The following is a 21,202-nucleotide window of genomic DNA, read 5'->3' on the forward strand; positions in this document are numbered from 1 at the left end:
ACTTAAAGTGATTTTATTCTCCAGAGGGATTAGTGATCCATGTATTTATTTTTACCGGTTCTCCAAAAAACGGTGTCCCGTCTGCATTCCAGGTGATTTTTTGTATGCGTGGATTACGAAGGTTGCCGCATCCCTGTCCGGCTTTTGAGTTGGCGTGATAAATGATCCAGTCTTCTTTTCCATCGGGCGATTTAAAGAAGCCGTTATGTCCCGGTGCATAAGCGCCATTCTCCGGTTTACTTTGCAGTACCGGCTCCGGCGATTTGGTCCAGCTTGCCGGCAACAGCGGATCAGCGCCGGTCTTTAGTTTCATGATACCGAGTATATAATTTTCTGTCCAGCAACCACACGCGGAAAAAACAAGGAATACTTCTCCCTTAGCATTCCGCAGGATTTCGGGACCTTCATTTATCCCGTTCTGTTCCCATGGATACTGGGGTGCAGCAATCTCTACTTTCGACGAGGCCAGTGTCCACGGATCTTTCATGCGGGCGATATACAGGCGCTGTACGGCATCTTTTCCATTATGCCCGCTCCAGATAAAATAGTTGTTGCCTTTATGTTGAAAGAGGGTACCATCAATGGCGAAATGCTCCGGATGGGCAGGATCAGTGATCTGTCCTTTGTCGGTCCAGCTGCCGGTGGTAGGGTCTTCCGCGGTATTTTCCAGTACGAAGGTGTGTTGCGGATGAATACTATCTGATGATCCGGCGGTATAATACACATACCATTTCCCATTCAGGCGATGCAGCTCCGGCGCCCAGATATCTCTTGCGTTGGGGCCTTTGGCCGGTGGCCTCCAGATAACTGTTTCGGTTGACTGGGCCAGTGCCGACATGTTTTTTGTTTTCCGCATCACCAGGTTATGACCGGTGGTATGCATATAGTAATACATGCCGTTGTGCCTCACCACCCAGGGATCGGGACCGGAGGCCAGTAAGGGATTTTTGAACATACCGGTAGTATCCGCAGAAGCAGCGCGGCATATCCCACTGATGAACAGTAAAATTACCAGTGAAAGTAGTTGGCTACTTTTCATAACATGGATTTAGAAGATGGCTTATTTAAGTGTATATTTCACGCTTAACACACTTCTCCAAAGAAAGACTATCCTTTGAATACTTGCTTGCCCATTTATCTCAATTTTTCTCGCTTTTGTATCATTTTAGCTTTTGGCCGGACGGTAGTAGGTTTTAGCGGAAAAACCATTAGTTTTAAGCTTTCCACTAAATGAACACATGCCAAAAATCCGCTATTACATCCTGTTCATGTTGCTGCTGCTAAGCGAGGCGCTATATAGCCAGTTGCCCGGTTTTGTACATTACCAGGTAGAGAACGGTTTATCGCACAACGCCGTTATCTGCACGCTGCAGGACAAACAGGGATTTATGTGGTTTGGAACGATATATGGTTTAAACCGGTTCGACGGCTACACCTTCCGGGTATTCCGGCGAACAGAGCAGCCCGGAAGTATCGGCGGCAACTATGTCCTTTGCCTGTTCCAGGACGATGACGGTTTGCTGTATGTAGGATCGGACAAAGGAGTATTTATATATAACCCGCGCAATGAGCAGTTCCGAGAGCTGAGTAAAAAGACAGAAGGAGAAGTACGGGCCATTACCAAGGACAGGCAAGGAAATATCTGGATTATTTCCGCAGGACACCTGTTCCGTTACCAGGCCGCTGCCGACCGCCTGACAGAAATTCCCGGCTTTCCGGACGCGTCCTCCATTTGCCTGGATGGTGAAGGACAACTCTGGCTGGCATCCTCCAGGGGATATATGGCTGTTTATCACTACGACAAAAATAATTTCACCACCTACTCTCTTTTTACACATTCCACCAAACCGAATTCCTACGCTATCCAGAAAATTGTACCGATGGGCAGGGATACTATCTGGGCGTGTACAGCGGGACAGGGCTTAAAGCTATTCAACACACGGACACGTACCTACGAAGATTTCCTTTCCAGGGATACAGCCGGTATCGAATTGTATGTGAGAGACTTTATCCGCCGGAATGATGATGAATACTGGATTGCGTCAGAATCCGGTATCTATATCTATAACATTAAAAGCGGTAAGGTCATCAACCTGAAAAAAAATTATGACGATCCTTACTCTGTTTCTGATAATGCCATTTATAATTTTTGTAAAGATAAAGAAGGCGGTATATGGGTTGGTACTTACTTTGGCGGCACCAATTATTTCCCGCAGCCTTATACTTACTTTGAAAAGCTATTTCCCAAAACAGGTTCTTCTTCTCTCAGCGGTAATGCTGTAAGGGAAATACATCCCGACAAATATGGTCATCTATGGATAGGTACTGAAGACGGCGGGTTGAATAAGTTTACGCCATCGGATGGCAGTTTTTCCGCCATCAGGCCATTGGATAAACATGCACCGGGTTTATCGCATACCAATCTTCATGGCTTACTGATCACCGGAGATTCCCTCTGGATAGGTACCTTCGAGCATGGGCTGGATATCATGAATATTCCCACGGGGAAATTTATCCGGCACTATGCGCCGGGAGACGGTCCACATCAGCTGCACAGCGGTTTTATTTATAGTTTACTGCGTACCAGCGACAATAATATACTGATCTGCACCACCTGGGGGTTATATGAGTATATCCGTTCCCGTGATGAATTTAATACTGTAAAAGAAGTACCCCATTATATTTTTTATACAGCCGTTTTTGAAGATAGTGAAGGCACCATATGGTTAGGCACCGTGAGAGACGGGCTGTATTTCTATAACCGCCGCACGGGCAGGAAAGGGCTTTACCTGCATGATGCCCGCGACAGCACCAGTGTGAGCAACAACCGGGTGAACAGAATTTTTGAAGACAGTCATCATCGTTTATGGCTGGCTACAGATGATGGTCTTTGTTTGTATAACCGGCAACGGAATAATTTCACCACCTACAGAACCCGTCATGGTTTCCAGAGCAACATGATGTTCTGCATCCTGGAGGACCAGAGCGACCGCCTGTGGGTTACTACCTCCAAAGGACTGGCGTGCTTTACACCGGCTACAGAGAATGCGGTAGTATATACCAAAGCCAGTGGATTATTAAATGATCAGTTTAATTATAATTCTGCTTATAAAGATAGTTGCGGTAATATGTATTTCGGCAGTGTAAAGGGATTGATCCGTTTCAACCCGGAATCGTTTGTGCGTAACAGTTACCTTCCACCGGTATATATTACCGGCTTCCAGGTGTATAATAAAGAAGCAGCCGTAGGCGATATCCTGGAGAAATCTATTTTCCTGACGGATACGATTGTATTATCGCACGATCAGTCGTCGTTTAGCATCAACTTTGCAGCGCTGAGTTATACGTCGCCTGAGATGACGGCCTATGCGTATAAAATGGAAGGGCTGGACCGGGACTGGACTTACCTGGAAACCAACCGGAAAGCCTTCTTTACCAAATTATCTCCCGGTACCTATAAGTTTATGGTGAAGTCGGCCAGCAGCGGCGGTAACTGGAGTATTACGCCGCGTGTGCTTACTATTACTATCCTGCCGCCCTTCTGGGCCAGCTATTGGGCGTATGCGGCCTATGTCATCCTGTTGTGCAGCCTGGCGTATTTTATTATCCGGTGGTATCATCAGCGTGCGCAGCAAAAGCAAAAACGGCAGCTGGAGCTGCTGGAGCACGAAAAAGAAAAGGAGTTGTACCAGGCGAAAATTGAATTCTTTACACATCTCGCGCATGAGATCCGTACGCCGCTGACACTGATCAAGGGACCAATGGAAAAGGTGATCCGTAAATCCGATGAAGTGCCGCTGATCCAGAAGAACCTGCGCATCATGGAACGCAATACCGACCGGCTGCTGGAGCTGACCAACCAGTTGCTCGATTTCCGCAAAACAGAGATCAATGGTTTCAGTCTCAATTTTGTGCGTACTGATATTTCTGAGTTGCTGAAAGAAAATCATCTGCGGTTTACACCGGCGGCAGAGCAGCAGGATATCCGGTTTAAAATAGAGTTATCCAGCCTGCATTTTTTTGCTTATGTAGATGGGGAAGCATTACATAAAATATTAGGCAATCTTATTAACAATGCTATCCGCTATGCGGCCACCAAAGCATCTATACACCTGTTGCCTGTTGATGAAAATGATACCACTTTTACCATACTGGTGAAGAACGACGGATATATTATTCCTGTGGAGATGAAAGAAAAAATATTTGAGCCATTCTTCCGGGCAAAGGCCACCGCCGACAAATCCGGTACCGGTATTGGGTTGTCGCTATCAAGGTCATTAACGCTGCTGCACAAAGGCAGCCTGGAGCTGTTATCCACAGATGGAACATTAAATGTTTTTTCACTTACTTTGCCTGTTCACCAGGAAATAGAATTTAACCTGAGCAAATGGAAAACAAACCACTGATACTGCTGGTAGATGATAATGAAGAAATACTTTCTTTCATTGCAGATGACCTGGAAGATAAATATAAAGTGATCACTGCACGTGACGGGCAGGCCGCTATGCTTTTATTGCAGGAGCAACCCGTGCAGCTGGTGATCAGTGATGTGATGATGCCTGTAATGGATGGCTTTGAGCTTTGCCGTATTATTAAGTCGGATTTTGTATCGAGTCATATTCCGGTGATCCTGCTTACAGCACGCAATACGATGCAATCGAAAATAGAGGGGCTTGAACTTGGCGCCGATGCTTATATTGAAAAACCATTTTCACCTGAATTCCTGCAAGCGCAAATTGCGAGCCTGCTCAGCAACCGTCATAAAATAAAATCCTACTATGCCAGCACCCCGCTGGTACATTTGCGCAGCATGGCCTATACCAGCGCCGACGAACAATTTCTGGAAAAGCTGAATGACCTGATCAATCAGCATCTAAATAATATCGACCTCGATGTGGAACAGCTGGCAGACTTCATGAATATGAGCCGGCCTACCTTCTACCGTAAAATAAAAGCGATATCAGATCTTACCCCGCATGAACTGATTAATATTGCGCGACTGAAAAAAGCAGCGTCTTTGCTGTCTACCGGATCATACAAAGTAAATGAAGTAGCGGAGCTTTGCGGCTTTGCGTCCCTGACTAATTTTGGAAAGAATTTCCAGAAGCAGTTCGGGATACTACCATCGAGATATGTGGCGCAGATACAGGCGGAGAAAGAGCGGTAGGAAATTTATTTTTCTTGAAATATCCACTTCCCTTCCGCTGCAAAATGGAAAAAACAACAAAGATCAAAAAAGGACAAACCCTGACCCATCCTCCTGTACAGCTGTTATTTTCTTCCCTGCTTTCCCCTGCGATAGCGTCTTTTCCTTTCCCTTCTCCCAAACTTAATCTTGCTTCCCCGCAGGAAAAATAATATATTAGCAATATTCAAAGATCCGGAAACTGGCATCTGACACATATGTGCGCTGATTTCTCAGCGTCATAAAAGTACATCACACGAATCATTAAATCGATTATTACTGTATGCATCTACCATCATTGATCATTGACCTGGCATTAATATTAGGAGCGGCGGGAGTTATTACATTACTGTTTAAACGGCTGAAACAGCCGATGGTGCTGGGGTATATCATCGCGGGGTTTATAGTGGGACCCAATTTCAAACTATTTCCCACTATCGGGGATGCGGAAGGCATAAAAACCTGGTCTGAGATCGGCGTTATTTTCCTCTTATTTTCACTGGGTCTGGAGTTTAGTTTCAAAAAGCTGATGCGGGTGGGAGGTACTGCCACCATTACCGCATTTGTAGAAATAGCGCTTATCACGGTAGCCGGTTATTTCACCGGTAAACTGATGGGCTGGGGTTTTATGGACAGCCTGTTCCTCGGGGGTTTACTGGCCAGTTCTTCCACTACTATTATTATCCGCGCCTTTGAAGAATTAGGCATCAAGAAAAAGTCCTTTACCAAAATCGTATTCGGCGTATTGGTGATAGAGGACATTGTGGTGATCCTCATGATGGTATTGTTATCTACGATGGCAGTGAGCCGTAAATTTGAAGGAACAGAGATGTTGTTTACCATTGCCAAGCTGATGTTCTTCCTGGCCGTATGGTTCCTGGCGGGTATCTTCCTGTTACCTACTGCACTCAAAAAAATAGAACGTTACCTGAATGGTGAAACCTTGCTGATACTGAGTATAGCGCTCTGTCTGGGCATGGTGATCCTGGCTACCAAAGTGGGTTTCTCCGCAGAACTGGGCGCCTTCATCATGGGTTCTATCATAGCGGAAACTACCTCTTCTGAAAAAGTGGAGCACCTGATACAACCGGTAAAAGATCTTTTTGGCGCTATCTTTTTCGTATCGGTAGGTATGCTCATTAACCCGGAAATGATTATAGAATACAGGTGGCCGGTGTTGTGGATAACCTTGTTAACCATTACCGGTAAATTTTTCAGCACCACTATGGGAGCGTTATTATCCGGTCAGCCGCTGAAACAGGCCGTTCAGGTGGGTATGAGCATGGCGCAGGTAGGTGAGTTTGCCTTTATTATTGCTACGCTGGGGCTTTCACTGGGTGTGACCAGCGAGTTCCTGTTCCCGGTAGCCGTGGGCGTTTCGGCCATTACTACTTTTACAACGCCTTACATGATCAAGTTTTCCATACCGTTTTACAACTGGCTGGAGAAAATTATCCCCGCGCGCTGGATGACCACCCTGAACCGGTATAGCGCCAGTTCACAAACCTTACAGGCGGAAAGCGACTGGCGTATTGTATTGCGCAGTTATGTAAAAGTGATTGTACTCAATGCGGTGATCATCCTCGCGGTAATCCTGCTGAACACCTACTATATTGGTCCATTTGTGATAAAATATGTGAAGAACCTGTTCCTGGCGGAGCTGGTGAGTGTGATCATTGGAATTGCCATGATGTCGCCATTTATCTGGGCGCTGATGGTACAGAAAATTTCGAGCAACTCTTACAAGGCGTTGTGGCTGGACTCCAAATACAATCACGGACCGCTGGTAGTGGTGGAAGTGGTACGTAACGTGGTGGCGGTGCTGCTGGTGGGTTTCCTGGTAAACCAGTACTTCCCTTTCTGGCAGGCGTTGATGGGCACCGCCATTATACTGGCCTGCGTGTTGCTGGTACTGCGTTCACAATTACAGAAATATTATAACCGTATTGAAAGCCGCTTTCTTACCAATCTGAATGCCCGCGAAACGGCCGATGCAGCTAATAATAAAGCCACAGCAGCAGATCTTCTGCCCTGGGATGCGCAGGTTTCTGAGGTGGAAATTGATCCATGGTCAACCCTGGTGGATAAGCCGCTGATAGATCTGCAGCTGCGGGAGAAATACGGCATCAACGTAGGAGCCATTAAGAGAGGCAATGTGACCATTTACGCTCCTACCCGCGATGAAAAATTGTTCCCGCACGATATCCTTACTGCTATTGGCACGGAAGCGCAGCTGGAAGAATTTAACCGGGTAGTGAACACGCTGAATGTAGAAAGAAGTGATGATGTGGCAGATGAAAACATTGGCCTCACCAGCATCGTGGTGGATGAGCACAATGGCCTCAAAGGCCAGACCATCCGCGGTTCCGGCATCCGCGAAAAAACGCAGGCGCTGGTGGTGGGTATTGCCCGCGGCGGTGAAAAGATCCTTAACCCCGCTTCCGAAACGGAGTTTGAATGGGAGGATGTAGTTTGGCTGGTGGGTAACCGCCGGAAGATCCTGGAATTTTCACGGGGAAGATAAAAGCATAGGATCGCCTTCGGCGATCCTATGCTTTTTCAAGAAACGCCCGCAGCACATACTGCAAAATACCACCATGACGATAATACTCTATTTCTATCAGGGAGTTCAGCTTGGATTTTACTTTGAAAACAATGGGCGCCCCTTCTGCCGGGATAGCCGTTACCGTTAGTATTTTATTTGGAACGAGACCAGCAGATATGTCGCTGATGGTGTACAATTCAGTTCCGGTAAGTTTTAAGGTGTTTGCATTTTCTCCTTCCAGGTATTCGAGTGGAAGTACGCCCATACCTACGAGGTTGCTGCGGTGAATACGTTCGTAGCTTTCTGCAATCACTGCTTTTACACCAAGAAGATTGGTGCCCTTTGCAGCCCAGTCGCGCGAAGAACCGCTGCCATATTCCTTTCCGGCCAGTATAATCAGCGGTACTTTTTTAGCGGCATATTGCTGCGCCGCATCATAAATGGGCAATACTGTTCCGGATGGAATGATGGTGGTAAAACCTCCTTCTTTGGGCGACAGCTCATTTTTAATACGCACATTGGCAAAGGTGCCGCGGATCATTACTTCATGGTTTCCCCTGCGGGAGCCATAGGAGTTAAACAGGCGTGGATCAATGCCACGGTCCAGCAGGTATTTACCAGCCGGCGTATCCGGTTTGAATGAACCTGCCGGAGAGATATGATCCGTGGTAACAGAGTCTCCCAGTTTCAGCAGCACGCGTGCATCTTTTACATCTTCCACGGGAAGCGGGAATTCAGACAAACCGTTAAAGAAAGGCGCTTCCCGGATATAGGTAGAGTCGTTGCTCCAGTGATAATCCTTCCCGGAGGGCGCCAGTAAACCGCGCCATTGTTCGTCACCGTCGAATATTACCTTGTAGATATTTTCAAAGTCCTCCTGCTTTACTGCGGCGGCTACAGCGTCGTTGATTTCCTGCTGGGTGGGCCAGATATCACGGAGGTATACGGGTTCGCCGTTGGGATCGTAGCCCAATGGGGCGGTGAGCATATCCACATCGATGCGGCCTGCAATGGCGTAGGCTACCACCAGCAATGGCGAGGCGAGGAAGTTCATCTTCACCTGCGGATGTACCCTTGCCTCGAAGTTACGGTTGCCGGAAAGTACAGATGCCACCACCAGGTTTCCTTTCTCCACCGCTTCCGCGATGGCCGGCGGCAGCGGACCACTGTTACCAATACACGAAGTACAGCCGTAGCCAACAATATGAAAACGCAGCGCTTCCAGTTCGGAGAGTAAGCCGGAGCGTTTCAGGTATTCCGTAACCACCCTTGAACCTGGCGCCAGGCTGGTTTTCACCCAAGGTTTTACATACAACCCGCGACTGATAGCTTTTTTCGCTACCAGCCCTGCGCCTATCATCACGCTTGGATTGGAAGTATTGGTGCAGCTGGTGATAGCGGCGATGGTAATGGCGCCGTCGCTCAGTACATATTCTTCATTTTTCAGTTTAATACGTACGGATTTAAGATAGTCCAGTTCTACCGCTACTTCTTCTACGTGCTTTTGTATTTCGTAGGTAAAGGCGGTACCGGAGCCTCCTTCCGATAACCAGGCGGTGTCGCGGCGTTTTCCTTCGGGCGTATACATGCGTTTAAATTCCTTGCTGAGCAGGGTTTCAAACTCGTTGTGCAGGTCGCGGACCAGGATACGGTCCTGTGGCCGCTTAGGCCCGGCTACAGCGGATTGTATTTGTCCGAGGTCCAGTTCAATAATATCCGTATAAGTGATTTGCTCGCTGCCATGACGCCAGAGCATATTTTCTTTGCAATAGTTTTCCACCTGCGCAATATCCTCTTTGGAGCGGTTGGTGCGATGCATGTATTGCAATGTTTGCGTATCTATCGGGAAATAAGTAACAGTGCAGCCAAATTCCGGCGACATATTGGAGATCGTGGCGCGGTCGGGTACAGAGAGGAAGTCCAGTCCGGCGCCGAATACTTCCACAAATTTGTCGACCACCCCATATTTACGCAACAGCTGCGTGATGGCGAGTACCATATCGGTGGCGGTAACGCCTTCTGTGAGCCGGCCGGTGAGACGCAGCCCGATCACCTGGGGACAGGAGAAATAGATGGGCTGGCCTAAGATGGCTGCTTCCGCTTCAATACCACCTACCCCCCAGCCCAATACACCGATACCGTTAACCATGGGGGTATGGGAGTCGGTGCCAACCAATGTATCGGGAAACAGCCAGCCATCGCGGCTTATAACGCCTTTGGCGAGGTATTCCAGGTTTACCTGGTGACAGATCCCCATGCCTGGCGGTACTACCGTAAAATTATCGAAAGCCTGTTGCGCCCATTTGAGCAGCTGGTAACGTTCTTTATTACGTTCATATTCATAGGCCACATTTTTTGTATAAGAGTAATCTGTTCCAAAGAAATCGACCTGCACAGAGTGATCTACCACAAGATCCACCGGGATGGCCGGGTTAATTTTTGCACCGTCTTTTCCTTTACGGATCACCTCTGCACGGATGGAAGCAATATCCACTACGGCGGCTACGCCGGTAAAGTCCTGCATCAGTACGCGCGCGGGCTTAAAAGGTATTTCTTTGTCCGTTCCTGCGGGGTCCCAGTTTACCAATGTTTCCAGGTGTTCGTCGGTGATGGCGAAGTTGTCATGGTTCCGCAGAACATTTTCCAGTAAGATCCTGATCGAGAAAGGCAACCGGGAGATTTTTCTACCGTCCTGTTCCAGTTTGCTGAGTGATGCGATACGTGGCTGCATAATCTGAGTTGTTGACATTTTAGTGAAACAATGATGCTACCATTTTGTTTATTAAATATACCTTATTGTGAAGCGTTTATGAACCATTAATATTAAAATAACCCTGCTGTAGCCATGCATTGGCCTATATTAGCTTTATTATAAATGCACCTCAAAATGACCGAAAAATTAAAAGTACCCTCCACTTCCCGCCTGGTGCTGGAAGCAGCCATGCAATTGTATACCACACCACTGCAGCAACAGTATATAGAAGCGATCGATTTTAGCGAAACCAGCGGTTTCTATGATGAACTGAAACAGCAATATCCGTTTATTGCAGATATGATATGCCTGCGAAAACAAAGCATCCGCCGGATGTTGCGGGAGCGCATGCCGGCATTTCCGGGCCAACAGGTGATTATGCTGGGCGCCGGACTGGACCCTTTATCTTTATATCTCCTGGAAAATTACCCGCAACAGATCAGCAGGATTATAGAAGTGGATAATGGATATATTGAAGAAAAGCAGCAACTCTATGAAGAGATCATGCCGGGTAATCCGCTGATCCGTTTTATCAAATGTGATATAACGGATACTGCGTTGTTATGGAGTAAGTTATTGGAAAACGGCTACCGGGAAGAGATTCCTGCGATCATTGTTTTTGAGGGCGTACTTCATTATATCTCTAACGATGCGTTTGTGCAGGTGATGCAGTTATTTAAAACGCCACAGCAACATAACCTCGTGTTGCTGGATTATTCTCTATCTGAAGAAGAAGTACCTGCCAGGTTCCTGTCTTATCACAAAGCAGTGAAGGAAGTATTGGAAAACTATATTGGCCGGCCGGTAAATGTCAATAACCGGGCGGATATTGCAGGCTTATTATACCAGCTGGATGGAATACTGGATACGGTGGAGCCGCTGTGTGAAACGGAGAAAAAGCTCACCGGGGACAATCATCTGTTTCATGCGCCCGGTGAAGGCATTGTGGAAATGGTGAGCTTCCGGATCTAGGAACTATTCCCACCAATGCTCCTGCGGATAATGTGCGCCTACGGTTACCGGCTCTCCTATGCGGGGAGTGGTAACCAGCAGCCCCCTTTGCGCGCCGGCGGCAGTCACCCGTTTCGGGGAGTCATTCCATGCATGCATAGCCAGTACAAATTTGCCCCAATGTACCGGCAGCAGGGCGCGTGCCTGCAGGTCGATGGCCGCCTGCACGGTTTCTTCCGGGTTCATATGGATGAAAGGCCAGTAATCGTTGTATTGTCCGCATTCCAGTATTACCAGGTCGAACGGACCGAATTTATCACCAATGGCTTTGAAATGCGTATCGTACCCGGAGTCTCCGCCGATAAAAATTTTATACCCGAATATTTCCAGTACAAAAGAAGACCAGAGGCTACCGCCTCTTTTAATTCCACGGCCGGAGAAATGTCGTGCAGGCGTAGCCGTTAGGGTGATATCTTTTGCGATTTCACGGGTTTCCCACCAGTCCATTTCCGTGACATTGTTGCCGGTTGCCACGCAGCGCTGCAGATCATAGCCAACGCCTAAGCTGGTATATATTCTTTTGGTATGGGGCTTTAGCTGTGCTAATGTTTTTTTATCAAGATGATCATAGTGATTGTGGGTGATGATCATCAGATCTATTTCAGGCATATCTGCTGGCGTATAGGCATCAGCTCCGGGGAATGCCTTTACCATAAATGACATGGGCGATGCGCTGCCGCTAAACACGGGATCTACCAGTATATTAAATCCTTTTACATGGATGAGATAAGAAGAGTGGCCAAACCAGGTGACTACGGGCTTTTCCGAGTACAATGCTTTCAGATCCGTGCGCACTGTTGGCATAGGTCCGGGAGGCCGTACATCTGCCGGGCGTTTCAGCACTTCGCGGAGCATGGTGAAATAAGTAACATCCTCCGGCTTCACCGGCGTAACGGAGAGGTTCTGAAAGGCTCCGTTCCGGAAGTTCTGAGACTGTTGTATTCTTTCTTTTATGGAAGGTAATTTCCGCTGCATGTATTAAAGTTAAGACGCTTTTATAGGAAGACGGGCAGCGCAGGAGAATATTTTACGGGGCGTAAAAAAAGGCCCGCACAAAAGAGCGGACCTGCATTTCAACCGTTATGTCAGGATGTTAAGGCCGTGCCAGCAGGCGTTTGCCCCGTGCCATTAACCGGAGCAGGCGGGTATTGCCATAGAAAGCAGAATGATACTTTGCGGTAGCCTTGCGGCGTTCGCCATAGGTTCTCAGCACCGCATCGGCAGTGACAATGCCTGTTAATTTCTTCCCTGCATCAAGTACCGCCAGGATATCCGGCGGATAGCTATCGAAGAGTTCTGTAACGAGATTGATATCATCGGCGGGGTACAGGTAGGGCGCAGATGATTCCAGGAGGTCCCGGAGAGGCGTATTGTTTCCGGCCGACAGGTGCTGCCGGTTTATATATCCTTTGAAATGCCCGGTCTTATCTGTTACCGGCAGGTACCGGTAATGATAAAAAACTGTTTGCAGCAACTGATGTGCCTGCGCCTGGGTGGTCTCTTCCTCCAGTGCTACAGGGGTGTTGGTGGCCACGGCGGCCACATTGATCAGCTGCATCATATCAGGGGTATATTCTTCCGGGGTGGCCACGCCTCTGCGGCGGATCTTTTCTGTCATGATACTGCCTTTCATCAGGAAGAACGACACAAAATAAGCGGCCGTGCAGGCGGCTATCAGCGGCAGGAGCCCATGTGTTTGCCCGGTTGTTTCCAGTGAGAATACAATAGCCGTGAGCAATGCGCGGGAGGCGCCGGCAAACATGGCAGCCATACCAATCAACGCCGCTGTAGCGATGTTGATGCCGCTGCCGGGGAATAGATGCATCACTGCCACACCCAGCAATGCTCCAAAGGCGCCACCGATGGTAAACAAGGGCGCCAGCGTTCCGCCGGAGGTACCGCTGCCCAGGGAAATTACCCATGAAAGATATTTGAGCACACAAAGCGATACCAGCAGTGCCAGCGGCGCGTTGCCGGTTAACAGTGTTTTAATGTTATCATAGCCCACACCCATTGTGTGCGGGGCGAAGTAGCCGGTCACACCTACTGCGATGGCGCCGAGTGCCGGCCACCACATCCAGTGAATGGGTAATTTCTCAAACAGGTCTTCCACAAAATAAACGGACTTCGACACGTAAGCCGCCACTACGCCTATGATGGCGCCCATCAGCACATAAGTGACCAGGGCGATATCCGTTACCGCAGGGATTAGAGGCATGGCAAAAACCGGCGTGCTGTCGAACAACAGGATGTGCATACCGGCGCCGGCGATACAGCCTATGGCCACGGGGATCACCGAACGGGGAGAGAATTCAAACAGCAGCAATTCAATAGCCAGCAAAACAGCTGCCAGCGGGCTTCCGAAGATAGCGGCCATACCGGCGCAGGCGCCTGCTGCCAGCAATACTTTTCTTTCCGCCGAAGAAATATGGATCACCTGCCCCGTAAAGGAGCCAATGGCGCCACCAGTAGCGATGATGGGGCCTTCCGCACCAAAGGGACCGCCGGTACCGATAGAGATGGCAGCAGACAAGGGTTTCAGCAATGTAATCACCGGCGGGATCTTACTTTCATTGCCGATGATGTTTTCCATCGCCTCCGGGATACCATGACCGCGGATGGCTTTACTGCCAAAACGCGCCATCACCCCTACTATCAGGCTACCTATGATGGGTACTATGATTACCAGCATGCCCAGGCGGTTTCCTGCCGGCCCTGCTTCTTCAAATGAAAATTTCCCGTAAAACGACAGGTTGGTAATGAGACTGATCAGCAACACCAGTGCTTTTGCCACTACGCCAATAACCAGGGCGTTGATACATGCCTGCAGACTGAGGTAAAATACCCTCCGTGACATGTTCCCGGCAAATTTCTGCTCTTTTTTGTGATTCATACTATATAAAGTAACAATTACATCTTTAAAACAATGCAAAAATATGATTCAAATCATATTAAAACCTATTTTTTCTTCCAAAAACGCGAAAAAACATTAGTATTGCAGTCATGAAGAAAGCCGGAACCTGCGATCTAAACACCTGTTTTTTATGCCAGTACAGCATCCCTGAATGGATTGCGGCGGTATCAGATCACAGGCAGCATCTTTTTTATAAGAAGAATGAAACAATTTTCCAGGAGGGCAGCCCGGTAAAGGGGATCTTTTTTTTGTATGATGGCAAAGTGAAAGTGCATAAGCAATGGGGGGCCGAAAAAGAACTCATCGTCCGCTTTGCACAGAAAGGGGATATCCTCGGGCATCGTGGGTTGGGCAGCGGAGATCGGTTGTATACTGTTTCTGCCACCGCGCTGGAAGACACCACGGTGTGTTATACAGAGCTGTCGTTTTTTGAGGCATCGCTGAAAGTAAATCCCAGCCTGGCATTGAAGCTGATGCAGTTTTACGCCGACGAATTACAGGAAGCAGAACGGAAGATGCGCAACCTGGTGCATATGGACGTAAAAGGCAGACTGGCAGACGCTTTGCTGGAACTCAGCCGCTTGCATAAGGCGCTTCATTTTACCATCAGCCGCCAGGATCTTGCGGCTTTTGCAGGCACCACCTATGAAACTATTTACCGCAATTTGCAGGAGTTTATCGCGGAGAAACTGATTACTGCAGAAGGCAGGGCGATAACGATATTAAACGAGAAGAAGCTACGCAGGTATATTGTTGGAGGTTGAAGGGAAGTAACCACGGCGCATACACGCCTTTGAGGTGGACTTGATCCGGAAACGCCCGCTGGCAGGCTAACTGGTTGCCGTAAGCCGGGCTAACTTATCTTCATTCAAAATAGTGATACTCTTCCCTGAAACGGCGACCAGCCGTTCTTCTATCAATTCATTCAATACCCGGAAAGTGGTTTCGTAAGTAGCGCCGATGTAGGAGGCGAGGTCTTGTTTACTAAGTGCGAGGTCAATAAACCCGTCTTTGTTGAAACCAAACTTTTGTTGGAGCTGTATCAGTGCATTGGCCATGCGGCCTTTAACAGACATATGCGCAAGGTTACGCATCTGCTTTTCGGACGTTTGCAGTTCCTGTGCATAAAACAACATGAGTTCGTACAGCAGGTCGTGATTGATTTTAAGAGACGCCTGGAAAAAGTCCATCTCTATAAAACAAACTTTTACCGGCTCCAATGCAGTGGCTGATATGGGATAATAATGTTCCGTACCGCCTATGCCGCGGTGGCCAACGATATCGCCTTTCTGTGCAAAGCGTACAATGAGTTCTTTTTCGGAGCCCCAGTGTTTATGCACTTTCATACGGCCTTCATAAATAAAGTAGATCCCTTCTACTTTATCACCTTCTTTAAACAGGGTTTCTCCTTTGTTCAGGGTAAAATTTTTGCGGTACAATGCTGTTGCCGGGGCCCATTCTTTCAGGGATAACCGGCAAAGGAGGCAAGTTTTACCATCACAACCCTGTTTATCTTTCTTCATGTATCGTATTGCTGTTTTGTAATTGTTGTAATGTTTCATCTGCCAGCAGGGATTGCAGCTTTACTACCTCTCCTACCACTATAACAGCAGGATTTCCCATTCCGGCGGCCTGCGCACGTAAGGCAATATCCTTTACGGTACCGATCACCATTTTTTGCTGTGGTGTGGTGCCGTCCTGGATAATGGCTACCGGTGTAGCTGCTTTGCCGTGTGCGTGAAAGATATCCATGATACCTTCCAGTTTACTCATGGCCATTAATATCACTACCGTTGCAGTGGATTGCGCCGCCAGCGCGATGTCTTTTGAAATATCGCCGCTTTTGGTGGTGCCGGTGGTTACCCAGAAGCTTTCCGCGGTGCCCCTGCAGGTAAGCGGTATCATTTGAGATACCGGTACTGCTACTGCACTGGAGATTCCTGGTACAATGGCCACTTTGATTCCATGCTTCCTGGCGGCTTCAATTTCTTCCACAGCCCTGCCAAATACAAAGGGATCGCCCCCCTTGAGCCGTACCACATGGCCGTGGGCCAGCGCCATTTCCACGATCAGGTGGTTTATTTCCTGCTGGGACAGGGCATGGCAACCATATCTTTTACCTACAAACTTAATGATCGCCCCCGGCGAGGCATAAGTGAGCAGGGATTCATTTACCAATGCATCATATAATATGACGTTGGCCCGGCGGATGGTATTAATCGCTTTCAGCGTGATCATTTCAGGATCTCCGGGTCCTGCTCCGACTAAAGATAGAGATGGATTTGACACCTGCATACATATTATATTTAAAATTATATGAAGATTTAACAGCTATGCATGCCTAAAATTAAAACAAAAACGCTTAATTTTATAATTAACATCATACACCTCCCTTAAAAATCATCTCCAAAGCAAAAAATACTATTATATTAATTAATTCATAATATAATTCAAGATTTCTGATCCTTAAATATAATCGAATGAAAATAGTAGTTATAGGAAACGGTATGGTGGGATACAAATTTTGTGAGAAGATCATTTCCAAATCTGCCGACACCCCGATTGAACTGGTTGTATTTGGAGAAGAACCCCGTCCCGCTTATGATCGCGTACATCTCACCTCCTGGTTTGACGGCAAAACAGCCGACGACCTGCTGCTTGCTACGGCCGACTGGTACGTAGAGCAAGGCATCCGCCTGCACCTCGGCGACCCGGTATTACAGATTGACCGCACCAATAAAACCGTACAGTCATATAAAGGTATCGTGGAAACCTACGATTACCTGGTGATGGCCACCGGCTCTGCCGCATTTGTACCACCGGTACCCGGCATGGATAAAAAAGGCGTATTCATTTACCGTACTATAGAAGACCTGGAAATGATGAAGGCCTATGCCCCCGGAGCCCGCAGCGGCGCTGTAATAGGCGGCGGATTACTGGGACTGGAAGCCGCCAAAGCCCTCCTGGACCTCGGTATTAATAATACGCATGTGGTGGAGTTTTCCTCCCGCCTCATGCCACGCCAGATAGATGAACAGGGCTCCGGCATCCTGCAAAACAAGCTGGCCGGCCTGGGACTGAAAGTGCTTACCGGTAAAAACACCCGGGAGATACTGGGAGATGAAGCAATAACAGGGCTCCAGTTTTCGGACGATACTATCCTGGAGACAGACATCCTGGTAGTGTCTGCCGGTATTAAACCACGCGACGAGCTGGCGCGTGCTGCCGGTATCGCCGTTGGTCCACGTGGTGGCATTGTGGTAAATGAACAGATGCAGACAAGTGACTCCTTTATATATTCCATCGGTGAGTGCGCACTTTACAACAACATGATCTACGGCCTGGTGGCCCCGGGTTATGAAATGGCGGAAGTGGCCGCCTCCCATATCGCCGGTGAAGCCAAAGCCTTCACCGGGTTTGATATGAGCACCAAATTAAAACTCATCGGCGTGGATGTGGCCAGCTTCGGCGACCCGTTCCCTGCCCCGGAAAGCTGCCACAGCATTGTATTTGAAGATAAATTCAAAGGCACTTATAAAAGAATCAACATCACCCACGATGGCCAATTCCTGCTGGGGGGTATATTAATAGGTGACGCAGCCGCCTACAACATGCTGCTGCAAACCACCAAAAACAAACTGGCCCTGCCGGCCAACCCGGAAGATTTACTGCTGGGTAACAGAAGCGGCAGTGCCGATACCGGCGCGGGCGTTACGGCCCTTCCGGATGAAGCCATTATCTGCAGCTGTGAAAGTGTAAGCAAAGGCGCTATCTGCCAGTCAGTAACCGACGGCCACGAAACACTGGACGAAGTAAAGAAATGTACCAAAGCCGGTACCTGCTGTGGTGGCTGTACACCAATGGTGAAAGACCTGATCACCGCCACCATGAAGGCACAGGGCAAATATATCCGCAACGTGGTATGCGAACACTTCCAATACTCCCGCCAGGAAATGCTGGACCTCATCAAAGTAAAATCACTCCGTTCCTTTGATGAAGTACTGGACCATTACGGCAGCGGGGAAGGCTGCGAAGTATGTAAACCAGTGGTAGCCTCTATCCTGGCCAGTTTGTGGAATGATATGATCCTCGATAAGGGCAACGATACAGCGCAGGATTCCAACGACCGCTACCTCGCCAATATCCAGAAAGGTGGTACCTACTCTGTAGTGCCCCGGATTCCCGGTGGAGAAATTACACCGGAAAAACTGGTAGTGATCGGGCAGATAGGTACTAAATATAACCTCTATACGAAAATCACCGGCGGACAGCGTATCGACTTGTTTGGCGCACACCTCAGTGATCTGCCTAACATCTGGGAAGAATTGATTGCAGCAGGTTTTGAAAGTGGCCATGCTTATGGTAAAGCACTCCGTACAGTAAAAAGCTGCGTAGGCTCTACCTGGTGCCGCTTCGGGCTGCACGACAGTGTGAGCTTCGCCATCCGGATAGAAGAACGCTACCGCGGATTACGGGCGCCGCATAAAATTAAATCGGCCGTATCCGGTTGTATCCGGGAATGTGCAGAGGCGCAGTCGAAAGACTTTGGCATCATCGCCACCGAAAGAGGCTGGAACCTGTATGTATGCGGTAACGGCGGATCCAAACCACAACATGCACAACTGCTGGCATCAGACATCGACAGCGAAACCTGTATCCAATACATCGACCGCTTCCTGATGTTTTACATCAAAACGGCCGATCCGCTGACACGTACAGCTACCTGGCTCAATAAGCTGGATGGCGGTATGGACTATTTACGCAATGTGGTGGTGAATGACAGTCTTGGTATTGCCACCCAGCTCGAATCAGAAATGCAACTCCTGGTAGATAACTACAAATGCGAGTGGCGCGAAGTGGTGGAAAATCCAGAACTGCGTAAGCGTTTCTCCCACTTTGTAAATGCACCAACCGATAAAGATCCGACTGTAAAATTTGAAACGATGCGGGCTCAGAAGAAAGCCGCTGAATGGAAATAATCTCTTTACACAAAAATACACTGCTATGTCTACTACTCACACAACTACTACCAGCTGGTTCCTGGCCTGCAAAACATCAGATGTACCTACCAATGGCGGCGTTTGCGTAAAGTATAAAGAGGAGCAGATAGCCCTGTTCTATTTTGCCCGCAGAAATGAATGGTATGCCACCCAAAACCTTTGCCCGCACCGCCAGCAGATGGCGCTCAGTCGCGGTATGACGGGCACTGTACAAGATGAGCCTAAAGTAGCCTGTCCTTTTCATAAAAAAACATTCTCCCTGAAAGATGGCCGTTGCCTGTCTGACGAACACGAATGTTCCCTCACTACCTACCCTGTAAAAATCGTGGACGACATGGTATATATAGGTGTAGCCGCTGAGATGGAGATGGCAGGTGTATAATAAAAAAACGAAACCCGGTAGCTGGCAGGCTAACCGGGCTTCTGATCCGGAAATGATTGGCTCATTCAAAATCAACCAAAGTTACATGAAAAAATGGTTTCCAGGCAAGGTATCGTTGATACTTCCCGGACTGCTGTTATCGCAGTACGGCTATGCCCAACTCTCACTCGGTGCGCAACTCAGAACCCGCACCGAACTACGTAACGGACAAGGCGCTCCGCAGCCCGAAGGCGCCGCACCAGCTTTCTTCACCTCTCAGCGTACCCGGTTAATGGCCGGCTTCAGCGCCTACCGGATCAAGCTGGGACTAACGGTACAGGATGTACGTGTTTGGGGACAGGACGGCTCTACTATTAACCGCACCACTACCCCGGATAATAACGGGTTTATGCTGCATGAAGCGTGGGCGGAAGTATTGCTGACAGACACCGTGGTGAAGAATAAAAGTCTTTCTCTGAAGATCGGCCGCCAGGAACTGGTGTATGACGACAGCCGTTTACTGGGTAATCTCGACTGGCTGCAACAGGGCCGCCGGCACGATGCAGCAGTGTTGAAATACGAAAGTAATGCGTGGACCCTGCATGTGGGCGCCGCCTTTAACCAGAATAAAGAAAATGCCAGCGGCAGTGTATACAATGCCACGCCTCCCGGTAATTATACCGCGAACACCAATGGCGGCAATATGTACAAAAGCCTGGAATTTGCCTATGTATCCAGGAAGCTGAACAAAGGCAATTTATCCTTTCTTTTCCTGACAGATCAGTTTTCAAAATACCACATCGACAGTGTAGAACATGTGGCTGTAAAAGTATACGAAGGAGCGGTGAATACCCGTATGACCACGGGGTTATTTTACACGCAGGCATTTAACAGATTCACTTATACAGCTGCCGCGTATCATCAGTTTGGTACCAACGGGAACGGACAAACGGTGAGCGGCAGTTTACTTTCAGGTTCTTTCTTTTATAGTGTGAATAAAGCATTCAGCGCAGGCGCAGGCGCGGATTATACCAGTCCGGATTTTGATCCGCTGTATGGCACCCCGCATAAGTTCTGGGGCAATATGGATTACTTCTATGTGGCCAGCGGATTTGGGAATAAAGGATTACAGGACTATTACGTAAAAACGAAACTAAAGCCGGGGCAACGTTGGGCATTGACCGGCGATGTACACGAGTTTTTCAGTGCAGCTGATGTAACGGGCATGAAGAAACAGTTTGGAACAGAAGCAGATGTAACAGCGAATTACACCCTTACCAAAATGATAGGACTGGAAGCAGGTTACAGCCATTTCTGGAGTACTGCCACCCTGTCTTCCCCTACTGTTAAAAATGTAAAGAACGCTGCTGCAAACAGTAACTGGGCATATATATCGGTTAATATCCGGCCCGAATTTCTGATTAAATAACCTGT

General features: G+C 48.3%; 15 protein-coding genes. 9 read left to right on the plus strand and 6 right to left on the minus strand.

Annotated features, from left to right (window positions below):
* Window positions 1–13: 13 nt before the first annotated feature.
* Window positions 14–1,039, minus strand: coding sequence for a glycoside hydrolase family 43 protein (locus V7S65_RS12635; protein ID WP_111577583.1), 1,026 nt, complete (start codon window positions 1,037–1,039; stop codon window positions 14–16).
* A gap of 199 nt (window positions 1,040–1,238) precedes the next feature.
* Here V7S65_RS12635 and V7S65_RS12640 point away from each other — a divergent pair, with 199 nt between their 5' ends.
* The 4 genes from V7S65_RS12640 (at window position 1,239) to V7S65_RS12655 (ending at window position 7,709) form a co-directional block, all read left to right on the plus strand.
* Window positions 1,239–4,406 (plus strand): ligand-binding sensor domain-containing protein, encoded by a 3,168-nt coding sequence (locus tag V7S65_RS12640; protein ID WP_336386879.1) that lies wholly within the window; start codon window positions 1,239–1,241, stop codon window positions 4,404–4,406.
* The gene (locus tag V7S65_RS12645; protein WP_079470226.1) at window positions 4,388–5,167 is read left to right on the plus strand and encodes a response regulator; all 780 of its coding nucleotides are present in this window, start codon (window positions 4,388–4,390) and stop codon (window positions 5,165–5,167) included. The genes V7S65_RS12640 and V7S65_RS12645 overlap by 19 nt, the downstream gene beginning before the upstream one ends.
* A gap of 14 nt (window positions 5,168–5,181) precedes the next feature.
* Window positions 5,182–5,358, plus strand: a complete 177-nt coding sequence (locus V7S65_RS12650; protein ID WP_336386878.1) for a hypothetical protein — start codon at window positions 5,182–5,184, stop codon at window positions 5,356–5,358.
* Window positions 5,359–5,468: 110 nt separating this feature from the next.
* Window positions 5,469–7,709: a cation:proton antiporter gene (locus tag V7S65_RS12655; protein WP_336386877.1), complete on the plus strand. Its 2,241-nt coding sequence runs from the start codon at window positions 5,469–5,471 to the stop codon at window positions 7,707–7,709.
* 25 nt (window positions 7,710–7,734) lie between these two features.
* Here V7S65_RS12655 and acnA read toward each other — a convergent pair whose 3' ends face one another.
* Window positions 7,735–10,461 (minus strand): aconitate hydratase AcnA, encoded by a 2,727-nt coding sequence (gene acnA / locus V7S65_RS12660; RefSeq protein WP_336386876.1) that lies wholly within the window; start codon window positions 10,459–10,461, stop codon window positions 7,735–7,737.
* Between the two features lie 156 nt (window positions 10,462–10,617).
* On the opposite strand from acnA, the gene V7S65_RS12665 reads away from it, so the two are divergent.
* Window positions 10,618–11,454: a class I SAM-dependent methyltransferase gene (locus tag V7S65_RS12665; protein WP_336386875.1), complete on the plus strand. Its 837-nt coding sequence runs from the start codon at window positions 10,618–10,620 to the stop codon at window positions 11,452–11,454.
* 3 nt (window positions 11,455–11,457) lie between these two features.
* On the opposite strand, the gene V7S65_RS12670 is transcribed toward V7S65_RS12665, so the two are convergent.
* Together V7S65_RS12670 and V7S65_RS12675 are read right to left on the minus strand one after the other, a co-directional pair.
* On the minus strand, window positions 11,458–12,468 hold the full coding sequence (locus V7S65_RS12670; protein ID WP_336386874.1) for an MBL fold metallo-hydrolase: 1,011 nt from the start codon (window positions 12,466–12,468) through the stop codon (window positions 11,458–11,460).
* Window positions 12,469–12,586: 118 nt separating this feature from the next.
* Window positions 12,587–14,350, minus strand: coding sequence for a chloride channel protein (locus V7S65_RS12675; RefSeq protein WP_336386873.1), 1,764 nt, complete (start codon window positions 14,348–14,350; stop codon window positions 12,587–12,589).
* 146 nt (window positions 14,351–14,496) lie between these two features.
* On the opposite strand from V7S65_RS12675, the gene V7S65_RS12680 reads away from it, so the two are divergent.
* Window positions 14,497–15,171, plus strand: coding sequence for a Crp/Fnr family transcriptional regulator (locus V7S65_RS12680; protein WP_079470230.1), 675 nt, complete (start codon window positions 14,497–14,499; stop codon window positions 15,169–15,171).
* A 66-nt stretch (window positions 15,172–15,237) separates the two neighbouring features.
* Here the strand turns inward: V7S65_RS12680 and V7S65_RS12685 are convergent, their stop codons facing one another.
* Together V7S65_RS12685 and cobA are read right to left on the minus strand one after the other, a co-directional pair.
* A complete protein-coding gene (locus V7S65_RS12685) occupies window positions 15,238–15,930 on the minus strand; it encodes a Crp/Fnr family transcriptional regulator (RefSeq protein ID WP_079470231.1) in 693 nt (230 codons plus the stop codon).
* Window positions 15,917–16,702, minus strand: coding sequence for a uroporphyrinogen-III C-methyltransferase (gene cobA, locus V7S65_RS12690; protein ID WP_336386872.1), 786 nt, complete (start codon window positions 16,700–16,702; stop codon window positions 15,917–15,919). The genes V7S65_RS12685 and cobA overlap by 14 nt, the downstream gene beginning before the upstream one ends.
* Before the next feature lie 185 nt (window positions 16,703–16,887).
* Between cobA and nirB the strand changes: the two genes are divergently transcribed.
* From nirB to V7S65_RS12705, 3 genes are all read left to right on the plus strand, one after another.
* The gene (gene nirB / locus V7S65_RS12695) at window positions 16,888–19,386 is read left to right on the plus strand and encodes a nitrite reductase large subunit NirB (RefSeq protein ID WP_111577590.1); all 2,499 of its coding nucleotides are present in this window, start codon (window positions 16,888–16,890) and stop codon (window positions 19,384–19,386) included.
* Between the two features lie 25 nt (window positions 19,387–19,411).
* Window positions 19,412–19,789: a nitrite reductase small subunit NirD gene (gene nirD, locus V7S65_RS12700; RefSeq protein ID WP_079470234.1), complete on the plus strand. Its 378-nt coding sequence runs from the start codon at window positions 19,412–19,414 to the stop codon at window positions 19,787–19,789.
* 85 nt (window positions 19,790–19,874) lie between these two features.
* The gene (locus tag V7S65_RS12705) at window positions 19,875–21,197 is read left to right on the plus strand and encodes an alginate export family protein (RefSeq protein WP_079470980.1); all 1,323 of its coding nucleotides are present in this window, start codon (window positions 19,875–19,877) and stop codon (window positions 21,195–21,197) included.
* Window positions 21,198–21,202: the final 5 nt, after the last annotated feature.

This window comes from Chitinophaga sp. CCNWYY40 (assembly GCF_037483205.1).
GTDB classification, from domain to species: Bacteria; Bacteroidota; Bacteroidia; order Chitinophagales; family Chitinophagaceae; genus Chitinophaga; species Chitinophaga ginsengisegetis.